The 18302-nt window shown below is 69.7% G+C and carries 19 protein-coding genes and 2 pseudogenes; 6 read left to right on the forward strand and 15 right to left on the reverse strand.

Annotated elements, in window-relative coordinates; genetic code table 11:
* Positions 1 to 226 precede the first annotated feature (226 nt).
* From ACGFNP_RS45565 to ACGFNP_RS45575, 3 genes and pseudogenes are all read left to right on the forward strand, one after another.
* Positions 227 to 682: a Mu transposase C-terminal domain-containing protein gene (locus ACGFNP_RS45565; RefSeq protein ID WP_393329231.1), complete on the forward strand. Its 456-nt coding sequence runs from the start codon at positions 227 to 229 to the stop codon at positions 680 to 682.
* 32 nt (positions 683 to 714) lie between these two features.
* Positions 715 to 1607 (forward strand): annotated as a pseudogene (locus tag ACGFNP_RS45570) (TniB family NTP-binding protein).
* A gap of 23 nt (positions 1608 to 1630) precedes the next feature.
* Positions 1631 to 2146 (forward strand): annotated as a pseudogene (locus ACGFNP_RS45575) (TniQ family protein); the annotation flags it as partial.
* Positions 2147 to 2322: 176 nt separating this feature from the next.
* On the opposite strand, the gene ACGFNP_RS45580 reads toward ACGFNP_RS45575, so the two are convergent.
* The 7 genes from ACGFNP_RS45580 to ACGFNP_RS45610 all read right to left on the reverse strand — a co-directional run bounded on the left by ACGFNP_RS45580 (position 2323) and on the right by ACGFNP_RS45610 (position 8067).
* A complete protein-coding gene (locus ACGFNP_RS45580) occupies positions 2323 to 3198 on the reverse strand; it encodes a recombinase family protein (RefSeq protein WP_393329233.1) in 876 nt (291 codons plus the stop codon).
* A gap of 174 nt (positions 3199 to 3372) precedes the next feature.
* The gene (locus tag ACGFNP_RS45585; protein WP_393329235.1) at positions 3373 to 4143 is read right to left on the reverse strand and encodes a DNA/RNA nuclease SfsA; all 771 of its coding nucleotides are present in this window, start codon (positions 4141 to 4143) and stop codon (positions 3373 to 3375) included.
* 163 nt (positions 4144 to 4306) lie between these two features.
* Positions 4307 to 4684 carry a nuclear transport factor 2 family protein gene (locus ACGFNP_RS45590; protein ID WP_393329237.1) on the reverse strand — a complete coding sequence of 126 codons (378 nt, stop codon included), beginning with the start codon at positions 4682 to 4684 and terminating at the stop codon, positions 4307 to 4309.
* A 206-nt stretch (positions 4685 to 4890) separates the two neighbouring features.
* Positions 4891 to 5322 carry a hypothetical protein gene (locus ACGFNP_RS45595; RefSeq protein ID WP_393329239.1) on the reverse strand — a complete coding sequence of 144 codons (432 nt, stop codon included), beginning with the start codon at positions 5320 to 5322 and terminating at the stop codon, positions 4891 to 4893.
* A 181-nt stretch (positions 5323 to 5503) separates the two neighbouring features.
* Positions 5504 to 6445 (reverse strand): NAD(P)-dependent alcohol dehydrogenase, encoded by a 942-nt coding sequence (locus ACGFNP_RS45600; protein WP_393329241.1) that lies wholly within the window; start codon positions 6443 to 6445, stop codon positions 5504 to 5506.
* 203 nt (positions 6446 to 6648) lie between these two features.
* Complete coding sequence (locus tag ACGFNP_RS45605; protein WP_393329243.1) at positions 6649 to 7515, reverse strand: NmrA family NAD(P)-binding protein; 867 nt, start codon at positions 7513 to 7515, stop codon at positions 6649 to 6651.
* Positions 7516 to 7692: 177 nt separating this feature from the next.
* Positions 7693 to 8067: a nuclear transport factor 2 family protein gene (locus ACGFNP_RS45610; protein ID WP_393329245.1), complete on the reverse strand. Its 375-nt coding sequence runs from the start codon at positions 8065 to 8067 to the stop codon at positions 7693 to 7695.
* Between the two features lie 140 nt (positions 8068 to 8207).
* On the opposite strand from ACGFNP_RS45610, the gene ACGFNP_RS45615 reads away from it, so the two are divergent.
* The gene (locus ACGFNP_RS45615) at positions 8208 to 9215 is read left to right on the forward strand and encodes a helix-turn-helix transcriptional regulator (RefSeq protein ID WP_393329247.1); all 1008 of its coding nucleotides are present in this window, start codon (positions 8208 to 8210) and stop codon (positions 9213 to 9215) included.
* A gap of 339 nt (positions 9216 to 9554) precedes the next feature.
* Here ACGFNP_RS45615 and ACGFNP_RS45620 read toward each other — a convergent pair whose 3' ends face one another.
* On the reverse strand, positions 9555 to 9767 hold the full coding sequence (locus ACGFNP_RS45620; protein WP_189126916.1) for a dodecin: 213 nt from the start codon (positions 9765 to 9767) through the stop codon (positions 9555 to 9557).
* A 99-nt stretch (positions 9768 to 9866) separates the two neighbouring features.
* On the opposite strand from ACGFNP_RS45620, the gene ACGFNP_RS45625 reads away from it, so the two are divergent.
* Positions 9867 to 10181 carry a DUF3099 domain-containing protein gene (locus tag ACGFNP_RS45625; RefSeq protein ID WP_358324893.1) on the forward strand — a complete coding sequence of 105 codons (315 nt, stop codon included), beginning with the start codon at positions 9867 to 9869 and terminating at the stop codon, positions 10179 to 10181.
* 315 nt (positions 10182 to 10496) lie between these two features.
* Here ACGFNP_RS45625 and ACGFNP_RS45630 read toward each other — a convergent pair whose 3' ends face one another.
* The 4 genes from ACGFNP_RS45630 to ACGFNP_RS45645 form a co-directional block, all read right to left on the reverse strand.
* On the reverse strand, positions 10497 to 11528 hold the full coding sequence (locus tag ACGFNP_RS45630; RefSeq protein WP_393329249.1) for a DUF6457 domain-containing protein: 1032 nt from the start codon (positions 11526 to 11528) through the stop codon (positions 10497 to 10499).
* Positions 11529 to 11665: 137 nt separating this feature from the next.
* The gene (gene moaA / locus ACGFNP_RS45635) at positions 11666 to 12655 is read right to left on the reverse strand and encodes a GTP 3',8-cyclase MoaA (protein WP_393329251.1); all 990 of its coding nucleotides are present in this window, start codon (positions 12653 to 12655) and stop codon (positions 11666 to 11668) included.
* Between the two features lie 109 nt (positions 12656 to 12764).
* A complete protein-coding gene (locus ACGFNP_RS45640) occupies positions 12765 to 13529 on the reverse strand; it encodes a phosphotransferase (RefSeq protein WP_393329253.1) in 765 nt (254 codons plus the stop codon).
* 145 nt (positions 13530 to 13674) lie between these two features.
* A complete protein-coding gene (locus tag ACGFNP_RS45645; RefSeq protein WP_393329255.1) occupies positions 13675 to 13830 on the reverse strand; it encodes a hypothetical protein in 156 nt (51 codons plus the stop codon).
* 80 nt (positions 13831 to 13910) lie between these two features.
* Here ACGFNP_RS45645 and ACGFNP_RS45650 point away from each other — a divergent pair, with 80 nt between their 5' ends.
* Positions 13911 to 14177: an Atu4866 domain-containing protein gene (locus ACGFNP_RS45650; RefSeq protein ID WP_358324571.1), complete on the forward strand. Its 267-nt coding sequence runs from the start codon at positions 13911 to 13913 to the stop codon at positions 14175 to 14177.
* Between the two features lie 91 nt (positions 14178 to 14268).
* On the opposite strand, the gene ACGFNP_RS45655 is transcribed toward ACGFNP_RS45650, so the two are convergent.
* The 3 genes from ACGFNP_RS45655 to ACGFNP_RS45665 all read right to left on the reverse strand — a co-directional run bounded on the left by ACGFNP_RS45655 (position 14269) and on the right by ACGFNP_RS45665 (position 18279).
* A complete protein-coding gene (locus ACGFNP_RS45655) occupies positions 14269 to 14751 on the reverse strand; it encodes a hypothetical protein (protein WP_393329257.1) in 483 nt (160 codons plus the stop codon).
* A gap of 162 nt (positions 14752 to 14913) precedes the next feature.
* Entirely contained in the window at positions 14914 to 16374 is a 1461-nt protein-coding gene (locus ACGFNP_RS45660) for a hypothetical protein (protein ID WP_393329259.1), read from the reverse strand.
* Positions 16375 to 16440: 66 nt separating this feature from the next.
* Positions 16441 to 18279 (reverse strand): AMP-dependent synthetase/ligase, encoded by a 1839-nt coding sequence (locus ACGFNP_RS45665; RefSeq protein WP_358324580.1) that lies wholly within the window; start codon positions 18277 to 18279, stop codon positions 16441 to 16443.
* Positions 18280 to 18302: the final 23 nt, after the last annotated feature.

Raw genomic sequence — 18302 nt, forward strand, 5'->3', positions numbered from 1 at the left:
GGCCCCGCCCCCCCCCCCCCCCCCCCCCGCGCCCGCGCCCCCCCCGCCCCCCCCCCCCCCCGCCCCCCCCCCCCCCCCCCCCCCCCCCCCCGCCCCCCCCCCCCCCCCCCCCCCCCCCCCCCCCCCCCCCGCTTCGCGGTGCCGTCATCCACGGGCCGTCATTCGCGCGTGCAGCCATGTCACTTTTCGAAGTCGGGTGCACGGCTGTCCTGGGGGTTCGGAATCTGTGCAGAGGACTGCGAACAGCCGGTCTGCCCATAGTCAGACGGCGTTCCTGGTCGACTTCCTGCCGGTGATCCGCCGGACGCTGAGGCGGACCGGCTTCACCATCGACCACGTGCAGTACTACAGCAACGTGCTCAAGCCCTGGATCGCCCGCCGCGACGGGTTGGAGAAGTTCGTGCTGCGCCGCGACCCGCGCGACCTCTCCCGGGTCTGGGTGCTGGACCCCGACGGGCACGCCTACCTGCCGGTGCCGTACCGGATGCTGTCGCGCCCGCCGATCAGCGTGTGGGAACAGCGCGCCGCGATCGCCCGGCTGCGCCAGGACGGCCGCGCCCAGGTCGATGAGAACGCCCTGTTCGCCATGGTCGAGCAGATGCGGCAGATCACCGAGAACGCGGCGGCCAAGACCCGCCGGGCAACGCTGGTGCGGCCGTTCGAGGTGATCGAGCAGTGGTGAGCAGCGAACCGAAGACCGGGCCGGAGATCGAGCTGGAGCCTGGGCCGGCAGAAGACCTGCCGAACCTGCATGAAAGCGCCCGGCCGGTGGCCCGGCTGCCCGCCGCCGAACGGCTGGCCCGGGTCCGGGCGGATCGGTGGATCGGCTACACCCGCGCCACGCAGGCACTGGACCAGCTGCACACCTTGCTGAACTGACCGGCCAAGCAACGGATACCGAACCTGCTGGTGATCGGGTCGACCAACAACGGCAAGTCGATGATCATGGAGAAGTTCCGGCGCCTGCACCCGCCGACCTCGCACCCGGACCGGGAGGAGATCCCGGTGCTGATGGTGCAGATGCCCTCCGATCCGCACGTGGCCCCGCTTCTACACCGCGCTGCTGACCGCGCTCGGCGCGCCGCTGCGCCCCCGTCAGCGGCTGGCCGAACCGGAGCAGCTCGCGGTGCGGCTGCTGCGGCAGGCCAGCGCGCGCATGCTGGTGATCGACGAACTGCACAACCTGCTGGCCGGGCGCGACGAGGCGCGCCGCGAGTTCCTCAACCTCCTGCGCTTCCTCGGCAACGAACTGAAGATCCCGCTGGTCGGCATCGGCACCCGGGACGCCTACCTGGCGATCCGCTCCGACGACCAGCTGGAGAACCGCTTCGCCCCCTTCGTCCTGCCGCGCTGGCAACCCGACCGGGAGGCGAGCACCCTGCTGGCCAGCTTCGCCGCCCCTCCCACCTGGCCACCCCGGAGATGACCGACTACCTGCTGACCCGCAGCGAGGGCACCATCGGGGAACTGGCCGCGCTGCTCACCGAGGCCGCCGCCGCGCGGCGATCGAGTCCGGCGAGGAGGCCATCAACCAGCGCACCCTGCTCATGGCGAGCTACGCTGGCCCGACCGAGCGGCGCCGCAAGTTCGAACGCGAGCTGGTGTGAGGTCCGCGCCTGTGCCGAATAGTGTGCGCCGCTGGCCCGTTCACCCCGAGCCCGGCCCCGGTGAGGCGCTCACCTCATGGCTCGGCTGTCTCGCCGGGCTGTACCGCCTGTCGGTCGAACAGCTGCTGACCCATAATCTCGGCCCGGCGTCGGCGCAGTTCGACGTCGTACGCCTACGCGACGCAGACCTGGACTACCAGGTGCCCGCTACCGTCTTACACGCGCTCGCCACGCGGACTGGCATCGCGGTAGGCCGGCTGCGCCCGATGACGATCACCGGGCGCGTGCCGTGGCTGGCCGCCACCCTGAATCCCGCCGACGGCCCGAAGGCCTTCGCCGCCTATGTCCGGCAGGACTCGGTGCTGCTGCCACTGGGCCAGGCCGGATACCACGTGATCAACCGCTGGCTGCCCTGGCTGCCGGTGAGCGGCCGCCCATGGCGGACGGCCCGGCGCATCTGCCCTACGTGCTCAGCCGACCCGGGGCGCGGCGTCGTTCTGCTCGCCGCGCTCCCGCTCATGGCCAGCTGCGCGGAACACGGCTGCCGCCTGGAGAACTTTCATGAGGTGCGCCGGGCCTGCCGCTACGGCGAGCCGATGCCCCCTCGCCCGGTCCCGGCCGCCGTCGCCGCGCTGGACCGGCTCACCTTCGAAGGCATCACGGCTCGGCGCTACAGCCGGTTCCCGACGGGCGGCAAAGGCCGCGGTGAGGTGGGTCAGGCCGTGGCAGGCGCCGCTGCCGTGTTGTCGTCGTGTTCGCGCAGCATCCGCAGCACGGTGGCCGGGGACGGATGCCGCCCCTTCTTCTTGCCCGTGGTGATGACGAGCCGGGCGGCGATGTCGCGCAAGCTGAGATTCTGCGCGCGCAGGTGCAGGGCCATGGCGAGCATGGCGTCGTCGGTGACGGTGGCGCCGCCGATGGTCTTGCCGCGGCTGCGGGCGGATTCGTGGCCTTCCAGGGTGCGGTCGCGGATGTATTCGCGTTCCATACCGGACAGGGCGGCGAGCACGGTGAACACGACGCCGGACGGGTCGTGGCTGCCTTGCAGCTCGCCGGTGAGGAACTCCAGGCCGATGCCGGCGGCGCGCAGCTGCTCGGCCAGGGCGGCCAGGTCGAGGCCGCGGCCGAGCCGCTTGTGCTCGTGCACCACGAGCGTAACCGCGACACCCGCCGATCGCAGCTCGCGGGCCAGGGCGACGGCCTTGTCGAGTCCGGGGCGGGTGGTGGCGCGGGTGGAGATCTTCTCGGAGAAGACGCGGGTGACGCCGGCGGCCTGGAGCGCGTCGAACTGGGTGTCGACGGACTGGCGGACGGTGGAGGCGCGGGCGTAGCCGATGCGTACGTACCCGGCCGGTTCGGCGCCCGCCGTGGCCGGGCGGGGCAGCTCGATCCAGGCCGTGCCTGGCTTGCGGACGGCCGGGGTGGCCACGGTGAGCGCCTTGGCGAGCGCGGGCACGAGCCGGAAGCGGGCGGTGTGGTACTGGACGGCAACCTTGCCCTTGCCCGTCCGGCAGGGCGAGCCGGCCGGGGCGGCGCAGGAGGTCATCGGGCAGGCGTGGGCCTCCACACGGAGGTAGTCGTCGTCGCGCACCCCGGAAGTGTTTCATAGGAGTGTTTCACAGCGCTCCCTGTTTGCACCGACCCATGAAACAGCGTTTGCCCTGGACGTGTCTCGCCGGAGGCGGTGTTTCATAGGCGGTTGCCTATGAAACAGCAAGACAGGCACGCCGGAGCCGTCCCGGGGTCCGGCTCGGCCGGGCTTGGCTTAGTGAAGAAACTGGTGGGTGAGTTCGTGGTGGCCAAGGACGCAAGCGCCGGTCGTGTCCAGCTGGAAGTTGACCTGCCAGATCTCCACTCCCTGGCGCACGGCCTCGGCGACGTGGGCTTTGACCCAGTCGTGCCGACTGCTTTTGAGGACCTGGAAGCCGGGATTGTCGTAGAGGAAGCAGACCAGCATGATCGCGCGTTCGTGTGCGGCGAGGCTGCGGCCCAGTTCGCCGATGTGCCGGACCAGTCGGTCGGTCGCATCGAGTGGGATGTGCGGCCGGGTCCGGACGTGATCGTCGAGGGTGACCTGGAGGTTGTCCAGCGGGGTCTTAACCTCGATGTAGGTGTCATCGTTGACGAGGAAGTCCAGCCGCGACTGTCCCAGGGCCTGTTCGCGGCGGACGGTGTCGGCGGTGACGATGCCGGGCAGGAGCCGGCTGTGCAGTGCCTGTTCGACGTAGCGGTTGGCCGCGTTCTGGTTGATCCCGATCCATGCGGGGTCGGGGTTCTCGGGTGCGTCGACGGAGATTCCCTCGACCGTGTAGGGCGTCTTGCGGGAACTGCTGTGGCTGCGTGACAGCAGGCAGGGCAGGCCGTCCAGGACGAGATTGCCGATGCGGCCGGTGGTCGGGCAGTGGCAGCCGACGACTTCCCCGGCGATGTCGACGTCGATGATGAAGCGGTTGGGCCGCCGGACGATGATCGCCGGTGCCAGCGGTTCGGGGAAGTAAATCTTCCCGTCCCGGACGTGCAGAGCCTGCTCTGTCATGCTGTCTCGTCTCCCCGATGCGGCGGCGTTAGGCCCGGCGGCCCAGTCGCGACCATGCGGGCTGATACGGACGGCCCGCGCGACGGGCGGGAGAGCGGCCGTGTGGGCCTGGCCGATCTCTCCCCCGCCCCTGGGGCCCATCCGCGGATGCTTGGAGTCACCGTCACTGCGCCTGCGGCCCGCCCTGGAGCGCTGCGAACGGGGTCTGGTCGTACACGATCCGCAGCGTGGCGATCTTGCCGTCAGTGATGGTGGCGCGCACGGTGGTGATGTTGCTGGGCACGGGGATGGTGGCGAGGTCGTACATCAGCAAGGCGGTCTCCTCATCACCGAACGCCGCCAGTAGCGTGGCGCCGGTGATCATGGGGAGGAAGCTCTCTTCGAAGGCGCGGAACCCTTCGCTGCCCTCGACGTGGGCCCCCGGGGCGTCGCAGACAATGTCGTCGGCGACGCAGCTCATGGTCTTGTCGATGTCGTGGCCGATTCGGGCGTGGAACCAGTCCAGAGCGACCTGAAGCGCGGCGCCGTTGGTTGCGGTCACACCAAGATCCTTTCGTTGCTTTCATCCCGGCAGCGGGCCGCTCAGACCTGGACGCCGTCAATCCCTGCAGCCTGGGACGCTCTGGGCCACCCGCGGCTGGGCAACCCGTCTACCTGCAATCTCTCCTCGGTATATGTCATCCTGTGTCATATACCGAGGTAATTTCTTGGAGCGGGTCTCGGCCGCGGAACCCTTGACCGGCCAGCTCAAGGAACATGGCAGATCACCTCAGCGGTGGCGGTGCCACCTTCGGTGATGGTGACATCCGCTGGGGTGCAGGGGGCACCGCCGTGCTCGGCGGTCAGGGTGTAGCGGCCCGGCGGCAACTGCTGAGTGAAGGTGCCGCCGGACACCTCCACGACGGTCACCGGGTCGCCTCCGCTGAGGATGGAGACCAATCCGTCGGCGGGCCGTGCGCTGCCGGGGGCGGGACCGCCCATCACGACGAGCTTTCCCTCGAGCGTGCCCATCGGCGCGGGTCTTCCGTGCACCGGATCACCTGTCGGTGCGGGGGTGCCGTGGACGGAGTGCCGCGTCGTCCCGGAGTCCGCCGGGGTGGCGTCCGCCGCGGTCACCGCGCAGGCGCTGGTCACCAGTACGATCACGCACGCTCCGATCATCTGCCGGTATCCGATCATGAAAACCTCCTTGCCACGAGAATCGTTGCCCCTCAAACGGCAGCGGGCCGACTCAGGTTCAGCGGCGCCTGGCCGAGGCAGGCCCACGGTGCTGCTGCAGGCGGGCTGCCCGGCGCCTCGCACCGCCCTGCGCGGAAGCCGGACCGCCGGTCGAGGCGGCGATAGCGGTCGCCGCCTCGACTCACCGGTTTGCGCCCATGAGGATGAGTCCCTTGCCGCCGATCTTGCGTCCTTTCTCCAGGTCGGTGATCAGATCGATGGCGGAGTCGAGGGTGACCGTCTCGCCGATCAGCATGCACAGGCTCCCGTCGACGGCCGCGCGCGCGACCTCGGTGAGGATCGGCGTGGTGGGGGAGCAGTTGAAGATCTTGTGGCGGCGGTTGAACGCCGCATGCAGGAACTTGGCGGGTGTGGCGTTGATGTCGAGGAAGACGCCGGCGGTGTTCAGCATGCGCATCGCGGTCTTGACCGGCAGGGTGCCGGAGGTGTCGTACACGACATCGAAGATGCCCCGCAGCTCGGACAGGTCGAAGGTGGCGTAGTCGTAGACCGTGGTCACCCCGAGCTCGCGGGCCCGGGATGCCGAGGCGGCGCTGCAACTGCCGGCGATGTCGGCGCCGAGCATGCGGGCGACCTGGACGGCGGCCTCGCCGACGCCGCCGGTGCAGCCGTTGACGAAGACGCGCTGGCCGCGAAGGAGCCGGGCGCGTTCGACCAACCCGTCCCAGGCCATGACGGCCACGGTCGCCAGAGCGGCCGCCTGCTCGAACAGCAGCTCGGCCGGCTTGAGCGCGAGGTAGGACTCGCGGGTGACGACCGCTTCGGCGTAGGCGCCGCTCTCCTTCAGGCGCGCGATGCCGAAGACCTCATCGCCCGGCTTGAACTGCGTGACGCCTGGGCCGATCGCGCGGACCACGCCGGCGAAGTCCGAGCCCATCCCGCGAGGGAAGGACCGGCCGGTCAGCATCTTCAGCTGGCCTTGGCGCAGCTTCCAGTCGATCGGGTTCACCGAGGCCGCTTTGACGGTCACAGCGACCTCGCCGGCCTGGGGCGACGGCAGTTCGAATTCCTCGAGCCGCATGGTCTCCGGGCCGCCGTAGTGGTGGTATTGGATCCTGCGCATGTGAAGGTGCTCCTGAAGGTGATCGGGTCGCAGGGGTGTCGGGCAGAGTGACGTGGGCCGCCGTGTTGCGCGAGGTGCCGCTGCACGGCGTGATCTCCAGGGGTCGCGAGGCAGCCCCTGGAGACGCCGCTCGCACAGTCGGGTACTGAAGCGATGGGCCCCATGCCGTGGGCGCAGAGGATTTGCCTCGGCGCGGCCGCGCCTTAGAGGGCTTTGAGCGCGGCGGTGACGACGTTCGCGAGGGGCGTGGCGGGCCGGCCGATGAGCTGCTGCAGGTCGGTGCTGCCGGTGTGCCAGTCACCGCGGCTGATGGCGAAGCTGGTGTCGGCCAGCAGGTCGGCGAACGGCTCGGGCACACCCCAGCCGACGAGCGTCTTCGCGTATTCCTCGACCGGCAGGTCCTGATAGACGAGCGGCTTGCCGGACTGCGCGGCGAATTCGGCGGCCACATCCACCAGGGTGAACGCCTCCCCTCCGAGTTCGTAGGCCGTGTTCACCGGGCCGTCGCCGGTCAGGACGGCCGCCGCGGCCGCCGCGAGGTCGGGCCGGGCGGCCCCGGAGATCTTGCCGTTCCCGCCCGAACCGATCATCCTGCCCGACTCCAGCGCCGGGGCGAGGTCTCCGAGTTCTCCGCAGTACAGCTCGGTGTAGGCGCCGTTGCGCAGGAAGACGAAGGGCAGACCGGACTCGCGGATACAGGCTTCGGCCTGCTTGTGCTCATCAGCCAGCCGCAGGGTGCTGGTGGCGGCGTTGACGAAGCTGGCGTAGGCGACCAGTGGGACGTGCGCGGCGACGGCGGCCTGCACCGCGGTCTTCATCTGGGGGAAGCGCTGGCCGTAGATGGCGGAGGGAATCAGCAGGAGTTTGCCGGTGCCGGCGAAGGCGGGCTCGAGCGTTTCCGGTTGGTCGTAGTCGGCGTGGCGGACCTGCACGCCGCGCTCGGCCAGGTCGGCCGCCTTCTGGGGGTTGCGCACAGCGGCGACGATCTCGCTGGCGGGCACGCCGCTCTCCAGCAGTTCTGCGATGACGAGACGGCCGAGTTGGCCGGTGGCCGCGGTGATGGTGATCATGGTGAAGTCGGTTTCCTTCTGAGACGTTGCGAGGTGATAGCGGCGAAACGCAGGCAGCCACGTCGGGCGCATGAGTGAGTGAGGCGCGATGACGGATGGCCACCTGCGCATGGGGCCGGCAGCCATGACGGAGGGTGCTGCTCTTCGCGTATACGGGCCCGCCTGCGTCCGGCCGGGTCAGTGCTGGATGTCGCCCCCGGCCTGAGCCATCGGGAGCAGGTCGAAAACGCTGACCACGCGCGTGATCTTGCCGTTCTCGACGGTGATGTAGTCGATGCCGCGGAAGTCCTTCAGGAAGGGCGTGTCGGTGGTGTACACGGTCGCCGCGTGGGTGTCATTGCCCAGAACGTCGATGACGGTGGCACTGATGATCGAGCTCGCGAACGGCTCGAGGAACCCGCGGTAGCCCTCTATTCCCTCGAACCTGCCGTTCGGGGCCTCGCACACGACGCCGTCGGCGAGGAAGCTCAGCGCCTTCTCGACGTCCTTGCTGGTCCACGCGCGGACGAAGTCCTCGGCGATCTTCTGGGCGAGCGCGCTGGTTGCGGTCACAGCACAGTTCCTTTCGTGGTGCTTTATCCCTGGCAAGGCCAGGGACGCTCGGAGCCGCCCCCTGTGGGTGGCTCGTCTGCTCTGCAGCTTTACCGAGGTATATGTCAGGTAGTGTCATATACCTCGGTAAATTTGGAGTCATGAGATCAGAGCGGCTGCTGTCGATCATGCTGCTGCTGCAGACCCACGGGCAGCTGCCCGCCAGCGACCTGGCCGAGCGCCTGGAGGTGTCGGTCCGCACCGTCATGCGCGACGTGGAGGCACTCTCGGCGGCCGGCGTGCCCGTCTACACCGTGCGCGGCCCCCACGGCGGCATCGCCCTGCTGCCCGGCTACCGCACCAACGTCACCGGCCTGACTACCGACGAGGCCCGCGCCCTGTTCGTCCTACTGTCCGACCAGGCTCACACCGAACTGGGACTGGGACAGGCCCTCGGCTCCGCGCTGCGCAAGCTGATGGCCGCCCTGCCCGCCCCGCACCGGCCCGACGCCGACCTGGCCAGCCGCCGCATCCTCATCGACCCCGTGCGCTGGCGCGGCGGACCCGCACACCCCGCCACCGGCTCCGCCGTCGACCTGGCCGTGCTCCAGCAAGCGGTCTTCACCGACCGGCGGCTGCGCCTGCGCTACCGGCACGGCCGCGACACCCGCGTCCGCTCCTACACCCTTGACCCCTACGGCCTGGTCAACAAGGCAGGCATCTGGTACCTGGTCGCCGACCACCGCGGCGAACCCGCGCTCTTCCGCACCGAGCGAGCCCTATCGGCGAGCATCCTCGACGAATCCGTCCAGCGCCGCCACGGCCTCGAACTGACCGACGTCTGGGACAACCTGCGCCGCCACATCGACGACATCCCCGCCCCGCTACCCGTCACGGTCAGCGTGCGGCGAGAGATCCTCGCCAAATTCCTGCGCATCCACGAAGCCGACCTGGCCGGTCCACCTCCCACCGACCTCACGCCTGACACCGACGGCCAACCGGAGCGGGTGCACGTCGAACTGCGCTTCCGCTCCCTGACCGCAGCCGAGGCACTGCTGGCCTTCGGCACCGACGCCGAAGTCCTCGCCCCGGCCGAGCTCCGCCAGGCGCTGGCCCGCAAGGCCGCCGAGGTCGCCGCCCGCTACACCGCTGACACCGACAATCGGTAGGACTACCAGCGCAACTTGCAGACCCACGGGTTGGATCTGATGCGGGCATGACGAACACCGATATCCCGGTGCCCCGCAGGGCCCCGTCCTCGCCGCGACGCGGCTCTGCCGGCATCCGCCGTCTCCGCCGCACCGTCGGTATCGCCCTCGCTGGCGGTACCGCCCACGCTACGGGTGCCGGCCTCGTCGGCCTGCTGTTCTGTGGATCACCCACCGCTAAGCCGGGACATCACCACCGAAGTGGTCTGCACGCCCAGTGGGCGTGCAGACCACTTCGCACTTTTGTGCACTCGACTTCGGAAACTGACAAGCCATCCGCGGGCAGCCATTCGCGGGCCGTCAGGAGTCTTCCAGGCGGAAGCCCACCTTCATGCCGACCTGGAAGTGCGCGACCTCGCCCGCGTCGATGTGCCCGCGAACCTCCGTCACCTCGAACCAGTCCAGGTGCCGCAGCGTCTCCGACGCGCGCCTGATCCCGTTGCGGATGGCCTGGTCGACGCTCTCCCCCGACGTGCCGACGATCTCGGTCACCCGGTACGTACGATCCGTCATCTCCACATCCTCCTTACTCGAAGGCCATGATCGCATGACCGCTGCCGCCGACCCAGGTCCCTGTCGCAGGCGACCCCTACGGGGTCTACCGTGGAAGTCATGAAGGGGTGGCGCAAGAAGCAGGACGTCCACCAGGTCACCGACGCGCAACCGTCGCTGAGCTCGGACATCCATCGGCGGGAGATCAGCTACCTCATCAAGATGGGCATCCGCACGATGTGCCTGATCCTGGCCGTGGTGGTGCCGGTGCCGTGGCCGTACCGGCTGCTGTTCATCGCCGCCGCAGTTTTTTTGCCATACATAGCGGTAATCGGGGCCAATGAGAGGGGTCGGGATGCCCCTCCCTCGACCTTTCACACACCGGAAGCTAACCAAAGCGAGATACCAAGGCATCGACGCGAGATCGGGTCGTGACTAAGTCTTGACGCATCCCATGGGTTGTAGGTGTACGCTTTAGACAAGCGCTCCGGTCCCCCGTCGGAGTGCTGGTGCCGGCGTTCCGGGCCCCCGTCGGAACGCCGATGAAGCGACGCCGGGTGGTTTGCCCCCGTAACCACCCGGCGTCGCCCCTTTCCTGGGGAAACTCCCTCTCGGACGATCAGTCCAACAGCCCTGGAACCCTCTTGGGTAGGGCCGCTTTCCCGAAATCGTTTACGCTCCGCGGCGCTCATTGTTCGCACGAAATCCGCAACTTTGAGCACGGCTTGACATCAACAGTTCGTTGGAGTGTCAACTGTCGGTCAGCGTCTCGGCCGTGGCCTCACCCCAGTTCCTGGCGAGCTCGGTAATCCGGGCGACCGCGTCGGCGGGCGCGGTGCCGGCGCCCTCGGCGAGCCCCAGCAGATAGGCGGTCAGCGGGGCGGCGGGCCTGGCGACGCCGTGCGCCACCTCCTTGGTCAGCTCCAGGATCAGGTCCCGGTCGACGCGGGCGGGGTCGACGCCCAGCTCCTTGCAGGCCAGGGCGGTCCATTCGTTCAGCACGTTCATGCGAGCCTCCTCTAGATCGTCCATTGTGTCGCAGTCGAACCACGGCCGGCCGGGCAGCGCCACGCGCGCGTGGACAAGCGGTCCGAGCAACCCTCTCAGGGAGCGCCCCGTATAGCCGTCCAGCGCCCGGCGCAGCGTCTCGGCAGGCCACAGGCTCAGCAACCACTGCTCCCGCCCGCCATCGTCGACCACCACGACCCCACCGCCCACGTCGCCAGCGCTCTCGTGGTCGGCGCTCACATAGCCGCCGATGTACGCGCCGCTCAGGTCGCCGCCGCTCACATCGGCTCTCACGTCTCCGCCGCCCCGCCCGGCGGCTGCTGCCTGGGACGAGGCGTGGAGCAGTTCTGTGATGTGCCCGGCTCTGAGGTGCGGCAGATCTCCGGCGAGCAGCACCACCCGTGGCGCCGTGACCTCGCGCAGCCCAGCCCGTAGCGCCGGCACCGGCCCACTGCCAGGCGGGTCCTCCCGCGCGAAGACGATCCGCGGCCGCTCCTCCAACCAGGGCGCCGTCCCCTTCCAGCCCTCGCGCGTGGGCTCCGCTTCTTGCCGGGCCTCGCGCGAAGGCCCCACCTTCCCGTGGTTCTCGCGGGCCCCCGGGAGCGGGCGTTCGGGGCCGACCACGATCACCGTGCGGGCCCCTGACGCCGCCAGCACGACGCTCTCGATCATCGCCCGGGCCCCGACGCTCAGACCGGGCTTGTCCAGGCCGCCCAGCCGACGCGCCTGTCCCCCGGCCAGAATGATCGCGTCGTACTCTCCACCGATCGTCACGCCCCCACGGTACGCACTCCGGCGGGGAGCCGACCGGCCACCCCGTTTCGGCACGCGACTCTCGCCGGGCGGCGACTCCTACCGCACGTCGTACGGAAAAAGTGAAGCCGTTCCGTACGACGCACGATAAAAGGCGGTCAGCCGCCGATCGCCGACATCGGCCGGGACGGCTGGAGGAACGACGGGTCGTCGATGCCATGTCCGGCGCGCTTGCGCGACACAGCGGCGACCCAGCGGGCGGCGAGCTCCTCGTCGGAGGCGCCGTCCCGCAGAGGTGTCTTCAGATCGGACTCCTCCGTGGCGAACAGGCAGTTGCGGATCTGCCCGTCGGCGGTCAGCCGTACGCGGTCGCACGCGCCGCAGAACGGGCGTGTCACCGACCCGATCACGCCCACCCGCGCGGGCCCGCCGTCGACCAGGAACCGCTCGGCGGGCGCGCTGCCGCGCTCCTCGAGGTCGTCGGGCGTGAGGTCGAACGAGACCGACAGCAGCGCGAGGATCTCGTCGGCGGTCACCATGCCCTCGCGGCTCCAGCCGTGCTGGGCGTCGAGCGGCATCTGCTCGATGAAGCGCAGTTCGTAGCCCCGATCAAGGCAGTAGCGCAGCAGCGGTACGGCCTCGTGGTCGTTGACGTCGCGCATCAGTACGGTGTTGACCTTGACGGGACGCAGGCCCACGTCATGGGCGGCGCTCAGCCCGGCGATGACGTCCTCGAACCTGTCGCGGTGCGCGAGCCGCTTGAACGTGTCGCGGTCGAGCGTGTCGAGCGAGACGTTCACCCGGTCGAGACCCGCCTCGACGAGCGTCCCGGCCAGCCGGGCCAGCCCGATGCCGTTGGTCGTCAGCGACACCTGCGGCTTGGGGCTGAGCGCGGCGGTACGGCCGACGATGTCGGGCAGTTCGCGGCGCAACAGCGGCTCGCCCCCGGTGTAGCGGACCTCGGTGACACCCAGTTGTTCGACGCCGATCGTGACCAGCCTGACGATCTCGTCGGCCGTGAGGAGCTGGGCGTTGGGCAGCCAGTCGAGCCCTTCGGGTGGCATGCAGTAGGTGCAGCGCAGGTTGCACTTGTCCGTGAGGGACACCCGCAGATCCGTCGCCACCCGTCCGAACGAGTCTCGCAACATGGCGTCACCTCCTGTATCGCTAGAACGCCAGCCTATGTCGGTCTTCCGGCCGCCCCAAAACCGACAAGTCACCCGACGACAACGCGGCTCGCGATCAGGTGATTCCTGGCTAGGCGTGCCGGAACGTGGTGGCGTGGCGGGTGATGTGTTCGATGTCCGTCAGGTAGAGGTCGGCGTGCCCATTGGCCAGGTGGGCGGCGAACGCCTCGTTCCCGGCCGCGGCCTGCTGCCGCATGTGGTCGACCAGCGCCCGCAGCCGTTCCGCCGCCACCTCGGGCAGCGCCGCCCGCTCGTCGTCGGAAAGGCCGTAGGCGTCGCCGAGCAGCCGCAGCCGCTTGGCCTGCTCTTTCACCGTCAGTACGGCCTCGCCGTTGCCGACGGCCGACAGCGGGACGAACCGGTAGGCGGCGTAGGCGACGTCCCACAGGCGCGGCCCGGGATGGGCGGTGTCGAAGTCGATGAGCGCCACCGGCAGGCCGTCGCGGTAGACGCAGTTGTAGGGCGCGATGTCACCGTGGCAGATGACTTCGGCCGGTTCGCGCGCCGGGAAGTACCACTCGGCGTCCTGTTCTGTGAAGTCCGCGGTGGCGTCGTGGTAGGCCCGCATGAGTACGGCCAGCGCCTCCAGCGCGGTGTCGCTCCAGGCGTAGGCGGGCACCGGGTAGTGCGCCACGTCTCCCGGGACGAAGTCGAGGATCTCCCGACCGGCCTCGTCGAGCCCGTGAGCGCGGGGCGCCCCTTCGAACCCGGCCGCGGCGAGGTGCTCCAGCAGGCGGTGCACGGCCGGCGTCCAGGGACCGACCGGCCGCCGGACGGTGGCACCGACCCGGACGACCAAGTTGACCCCGCCTCCGGCCAAAGGCTCTTCGATCACCCGCGGGACTCTACGCCATGGCCGCGACCCTCGGCTGAGAGCCCTGTGGTCTGGGATCGAGGAGCGCGGTCTCACGAGCACCCGGCCTCGGGATCCCCGCTTCAGGGACGGCGCCTCACGAGGACCGTCTCATAGGACCTCGGCCTCAAGATCGAGCACGTGGTCCGTCGGTGATGACCAGGAGATGCGCGATGTCCGGGAGCCAGCCGACCCGCGCGATCATCATCACCACGATCGCTCGACGCACCTCCATCAGGCCATCAGCGGTACTTCGACCATCGGCTTCCTGGGTGTCGCGCACCCAGGAAGAGCGCAGCCTGTCACCGGCTACGGGCGGGCGGGAGACTGACGCCGGAACAGGCAACCGACGAGGGGGATGCGATGTCCGGCGAGGCAGCCGACGTGAACGTGGTCGGCATGTGGGTGACGGCCGACGGCTACATCCGGCAGGAACTGCTGGCGAACGGCCGCTACGACGAAGCTCGCGGTGATCGGCGCAGCGCCTACACCGGCCGCTACACGGTGACGGGCGCCCACCTGGATTATGTGGACGACACCGGGTTCACCGCGACGGGCGACATCCGCGACGGCGTCCTCTACCACGAGCACCTCGTGCTCTACCGGGAGGAGCCGCGCCCCGGAGCGTGAATCCGTCGCTTCCGGATCCGGGGCGGTGAAAGACACGAAAACGCCCGGCGCCCTCCTGGGGACCGGGCGCATTCGCGAGCCGGGTGCGTGGTCAGTGGCGGCGGCCGCCGACGACCTTCACCCAGTCGGTGGCCTGCGCGCCATCGAGATACCTGGACCCCTCGAAGACGGCCTTCCAGGTGCCCGAGGTGTACGCGGGGACGCGGGTGGAGAAGTAGCCGTCACCGCTGGTCCTGACCGACTCCACGTACTCCCAGCGGCCGCTGCCGTCCGCCTGGAAGAGAATCGCGACCCGCTTCCGGCCCAGGCGGTGCCACGACTCCGACTCCTTGCAGTAGTCGGCGTTGTGGACGGACACGAAGCCGCTGATGTAGTCCTCTTCGCACTCCACCGACAGCTTGCCTTCGAGCGTGAGCGGCTTGCCGCGCCAGGCCGGTTCGGGGTTGGCGTCGAACTGCAGGCGGGTGTGACCACCGTCGAACCCGGGATCGGCCAGCGCCGGCGTGGCGGCGGTCGCCACGACCGTGGCGCCCAGAGCAGCCGCCGCCAGTCCGGCGGCGAGACGTCGCATCATGAATGAACTTCCTTCCCCGTAGGAGAACGCGCCCCAAGGACAGAGCACGTCAACGCCAATGACGCCCAAAAGAAAGGAAAAGTTGCGAAATCCTCGATCACAATCGTGCAACGACAATTCGCCTGACGGGCTTTATCGCACGATTTTTATGCTTTTATCCGGTTATTCGGAGCTCTCGTGGATCCGGGAGACCTTTGGGGCGTAGTGGTCGGTGCCCAGGTAGCGGGCCCGCCAGAAGCCGTCGGCGCGTCCCTGCACCGTCTTGGCGAAGTCGCCCGTCTCGCCGGTGGTCGTGACCGCCACCCGCTCCCACTCGTCGTCGGCCTCCGCGCGCCACAGGATCTCCACCCGCTGGTCCGCGAACGGCGCATATTCCGCGTATCCGCGCGGGTCCACCCTGGTCAGGGAGCCGTGCAGTCGTACGGAATCGGTAGCGCCCGCCTTTTCCGCTCGTACGGACGACAGCTTGGTCTCGCGCTTGAGCTGGAACGTCTGATGCCGCGTCACGCTCGTGCCGTCGTCGCCCGTCGCGGTGGCGGTGATCGTCCACGTTCCCGAGGGGTAGAAGCGGTTGAGTGCCTTGTCGGGGAGGAACCGCCAGGTCTGCCAGTCGTCTCTCATCCGCATCCCGCCCGGCGTCGTACGCCAGACCGGCATGAGTGCCAGGGCGGGTTCGACGTTGACGGGGCGGGGCTGCGGCTCCCTGGCCGCCGTCCAGGCACCCGGCCCGAACCATGACGGCCACCCGGCCCGGCCGGGCTCGGCAGCCGTGTTGACGCCCCCGGCAGCACGGTCCACGGCGACCTCTCCGCCCGGGACGGGGTTGATGGCCGTCTTGGCGTCTGAGACGGGGTTGATCGCCGTCTTCGCGCCCTGGGCAGGGGCCGTGTTCCCGCTCTGGGCCAGCATCGTGTCCGTGCCCTGGGCGGGCGTCGTGTCCGTGCCCTGGGCGGGCGTCGTGTTCGCGGCCTGGGCGGGCGTCGTGTCCGTGCCCTGGACGGGGGTCGCGTTCGCGCCCTGAGTAGCGGGGGTGGTGGAAAGTCGTACGCCCTGGGTTGGCCTCGCGTCGTGGGCGGTCGGTGGTGCGTCCCAGGCGGACCATTCGGCCAGACGGGCGTGCCCGGTGCGCTGTAGGAGAGCGGCGGGAAGCCCCTGGGCGCGAGAGGCGTCATCGGGGCCGCCGGCTGCCACCCGCAAGGCGCCGCCGGGCCTGGTGGCCGCGACGCGCAGGGCGCCACGGTGCCCGCCGACGGCGGCGCGTGGAGCCGGGGCCGGAGCCGCTGCGGCCGACCGAGCCGCGGCGGCGGACCCTGTGGGGCCGGGTGCGAGCACCCCGGTGCCGGGTGGGGAGGGCTTGGAGGTGATGGGGGATCCGCTGGTGACAGAGCCTGTGGCGTCGGGTGTGGACCCGGGCTCGACCTGGATGGTCACCCCGTCCCTCCCCTTCACCCCCTTGGCGATCACGTCGATCACCAGCCGGACGGAGTTCCCGGCCCCGACCACAGGGCTCGCCGGTCGTATGTTGATCTCACGGATCGCGAGCTCGGTCGCGGCGGAGGACGCCGGTATGGGCACCGTGAGCGCCCCCGCCGCGAGCGAGACGAGAAGAAGACTTCTGGTCATGATCGAGACGGTAGGAACCACCCGGTAATGACCACGACCACGACTCACGCTCCCAACGGCAAAGGATCAGCCGGAGTACAGCCCCTCGATGACGTCGGCGTACTTGGCGTGGATGACCCGCCTCTTGAGCTTGAGGCTGGGCGTCAGTTCCTCGGTCTCGGCCGTCCACTCGGTGCCGAGCAGCGCCCACCGCTTGACCTGCTGCACCCTGGCCAGCTTGGCGTTGGCCACCGCGACGGCGGCCTCCACCTCCTTGAGCACGTCGGAGTGCTCGGCCAGTTCGGCGAGCGAGCCGAACGTGATGCCGCGCGCCTGCGCCCAGCCGGGTGCCACCTCGGCGTCGAGCGTAAGCACGGCCACCGGGTAGGCCCGGTTGTCGCCGTAGGCGAGGGCCTGGCCGACGAGGGGGTGTTCCTTGAGGTGGTTCTCGATCTCGGCCGGGGAGATGTTCTCGCCGCCGGCGGTGATGATCAGCTCCTTCTTGCGGTCGACGACGCGGTAGAAGCCGTCGGCGTCGACCGTGCCGATGTCGCCGGTGTGCAGCCAGCCCTCGTCGTCGATGAGCTGGGCGGTCTCCTCGGGGCGGTTGAGGTAGCCGCGGGTGTTCAGGGGGCTGCGGGTGAGGAGTTCGCCGTCGGCGGCGATGCGGACCTCGACGCCCGCCTCGGCCCGGCCGACGGTGCCGAGGCGGTAGCAGGCGGGGCCATTGCCGGTGAAGGCGCCGGTCGTCTCCGTCATGCCGTACACGTCGATGACCTTCAGCCCCAGACCGGCGTAGAAGCGTTGCACCTCGGCGGGGAGCGGCGCGGCGCCGGTGGCGGTCCACTCGGCGCGGTCGAAGCCGATCATGCCTCGGATGATGGACAGCAGTGAGGAGTCGGCCTGCTCGTAGGCGGCCCTGATCTCGGGGGTGATCGTGCCGCCGTACTGCCCGGCCTCGACGTAGGCGACGCCGGCCGCCATGGCCTGGCGTACGGCGGCCTGCTGCTCTTCCGGCTGGGTGGCCAGGACCGCCAGCAGGCGGGCCATCATCTTCTCCCACACGCGTGGCACGCCGAAGAACATCATCGGCTTGACCTGCCCGAGCGTGGCGCCGAGGTTGGCCAGGTCGGTGCAGAAGTGCACGTGGGAGACCTTCACCAGCGGCAGGTAGAGGCTCAGGACCCGCTCGGCGATGTGGGCGTAGGTGAGGTAGGAGATCTGCGTGCCCTGGATGGGCAGTGAGGTGATGCGGTCGGTCGATTCGACCTCGTAGAAGACGTTCGCGTGGGTGAGGGGGACGCCTTTGGGCCGGCCGGTGGTGCCCGAGGTGTAGAGCACGGTGGCCACGTCGCCCGCCGTCACGGCGCGCCATCGGGCCTCGACCTCTTCCGGGTGCGCGGCCAGCGCGGAGCTCCCCAGCTCCAATAAGTCCGGCCAGGACATGAACCGGTCATCGTCGTCGGGCGCGCCCTCCAGCATGATGATCTTGCGCAGTCCGGTCAGCTCGCCGAGCACCGGCCGCCAGCGGGCCAGTTCCGCGGGCCCGCCGAGCACCACGATCCGGGCGCCCACGTCGGCCGCGACGAACGCGACCTGGTGGGGCGCGAACGTCGAGTAGACGGTGCAGCCGACGCCGCCCGCGTGCACGGCGCCGAGGTCGGCCAGCACGTGCTCGCTCCTGTTGACCATCATCAGGGCGACCGACTCGCCGGGTTCCAGGCCGAGTGCGGCGAATCCGGCCGCTATCTCCAGCACCCGCTGCCTGGCCTGGCCGTAACTCAGCGTGCTCCAGCCACCGTCGACGGGATCGGAGTAGGCGGGCGCGTCGGGGTATCGCTCGGCGAGCTCGCTGAGCTGCCCGCATACGGTACGTCCGGCGATTGACCGCTCGATCTCCGCCCGGACCTCGAGGACATCTGCCATGGCACCCGCCTCCAGTCAGTGGT

This window comes from Nonomuraea sp. NPDC049269 (assembly GCF_043197155.1).
Taxonomy (GTDB): domain Bacteria; phylum Actinomycetota; class Actinomycetes; order Streptosporangiales; family Streptosporangiaceae; genus Nonomuraea.

What these genes read in the sequence shown, in the direction of transcription:
- ACGFNP_RS45600 (WP_393329241.1), bottom strand. Translation starts at nt 6,445, where the DNA reads ATGCGCAGGATCCAATACCACCACTACGGCGGCCCGGAGACCATGCGG.
- ACGFNP_RS45625 (WP_358324893.1), top strand. Translation starts at nt 9,867, where the DNA reads ATGAAGGGGTGGCGCAAGAAGCAGGACGTCCACCAGGTCACCGACGCG.
- ACGFNP_RS45605 (WP_393329243.1), bottom strand. Translation starts at nt 7,515, where the DNA reads ATGATCACCATCACCGCGGCCACCGGCCAACTCGGCCGTCTCGTCATC.
- ACGFNP_RS45595 (WP_393329239.1), bottom strand. Translation starts at nt 5,322, where the DNA reads ATGATCGGATACCGGCAGATGATCGGAGCGTGCGTGATCGTACTGGTG.
- ACGFNP_RS45660 (WP_393329259.1), bottom strand. Translation starts at nt 16,374, where the DNA reads ATGACCAGAAGTCTTCTTCTCGTCTCGCTCGCGGCGGGGGCGCTCACG.
- ACGFNP_RS45585 (WP_393329235.1), bottom strand. Translation starts at nt 4,143, where the DNA reads ATGACAGAGCAGGCTCTGCACGTCCGGGACGGGAAGATTTACTTCCCC.
- ACGFNP_RS45655 (WP_393329257.1), bottom strand. Translation starts at nt 14,751, where the DNA reads ATGATGCGACGTCTCGCCGCCGGACTGGCGGCGGCTGCTCTGGGCGCC.
- moaA (WP_393329251.1), bottom strand. Translation starts at nt 12,655, where the DNA reads ATGTTGCGAGACTCGTTCGGACGGGTGGCGACGGATCTGCGGGTGTCC.
- ACGFNP_RS45650 (WP_358324571.1), top strand. Translation starts at nt 13,911, where the DNA reads ATGTCCGGCGAGGCAGCCGACGTGAACGTGGTCGGCATGTGGGTGACG.
- ACGFNP_RS45620 (WP_189126916.1), bottom strand. Translation starts at nt 9,767, where the DNA reads ATGACGGATCGTACGTACCGGGTGACCGAGATCGTCGGCACGTCGGGG.
- ACGFNP_RS45615 (WP_393329247.1), top strand. Translation starts at nt 8,208, where the DNA reads ATGAGATCAGAGCGGCTGCTGTCGATCATGCTGCTGCTGCAGACCCAC.
- ACGFNP_RS45665 (WP_358324580.1), bottom strand. Translation starts at nt 18,279, where the DNA reads ATGGCAGATGTCCTCGAGGTCCGGGCGGAGATCGAGCGGTCAATCGCC.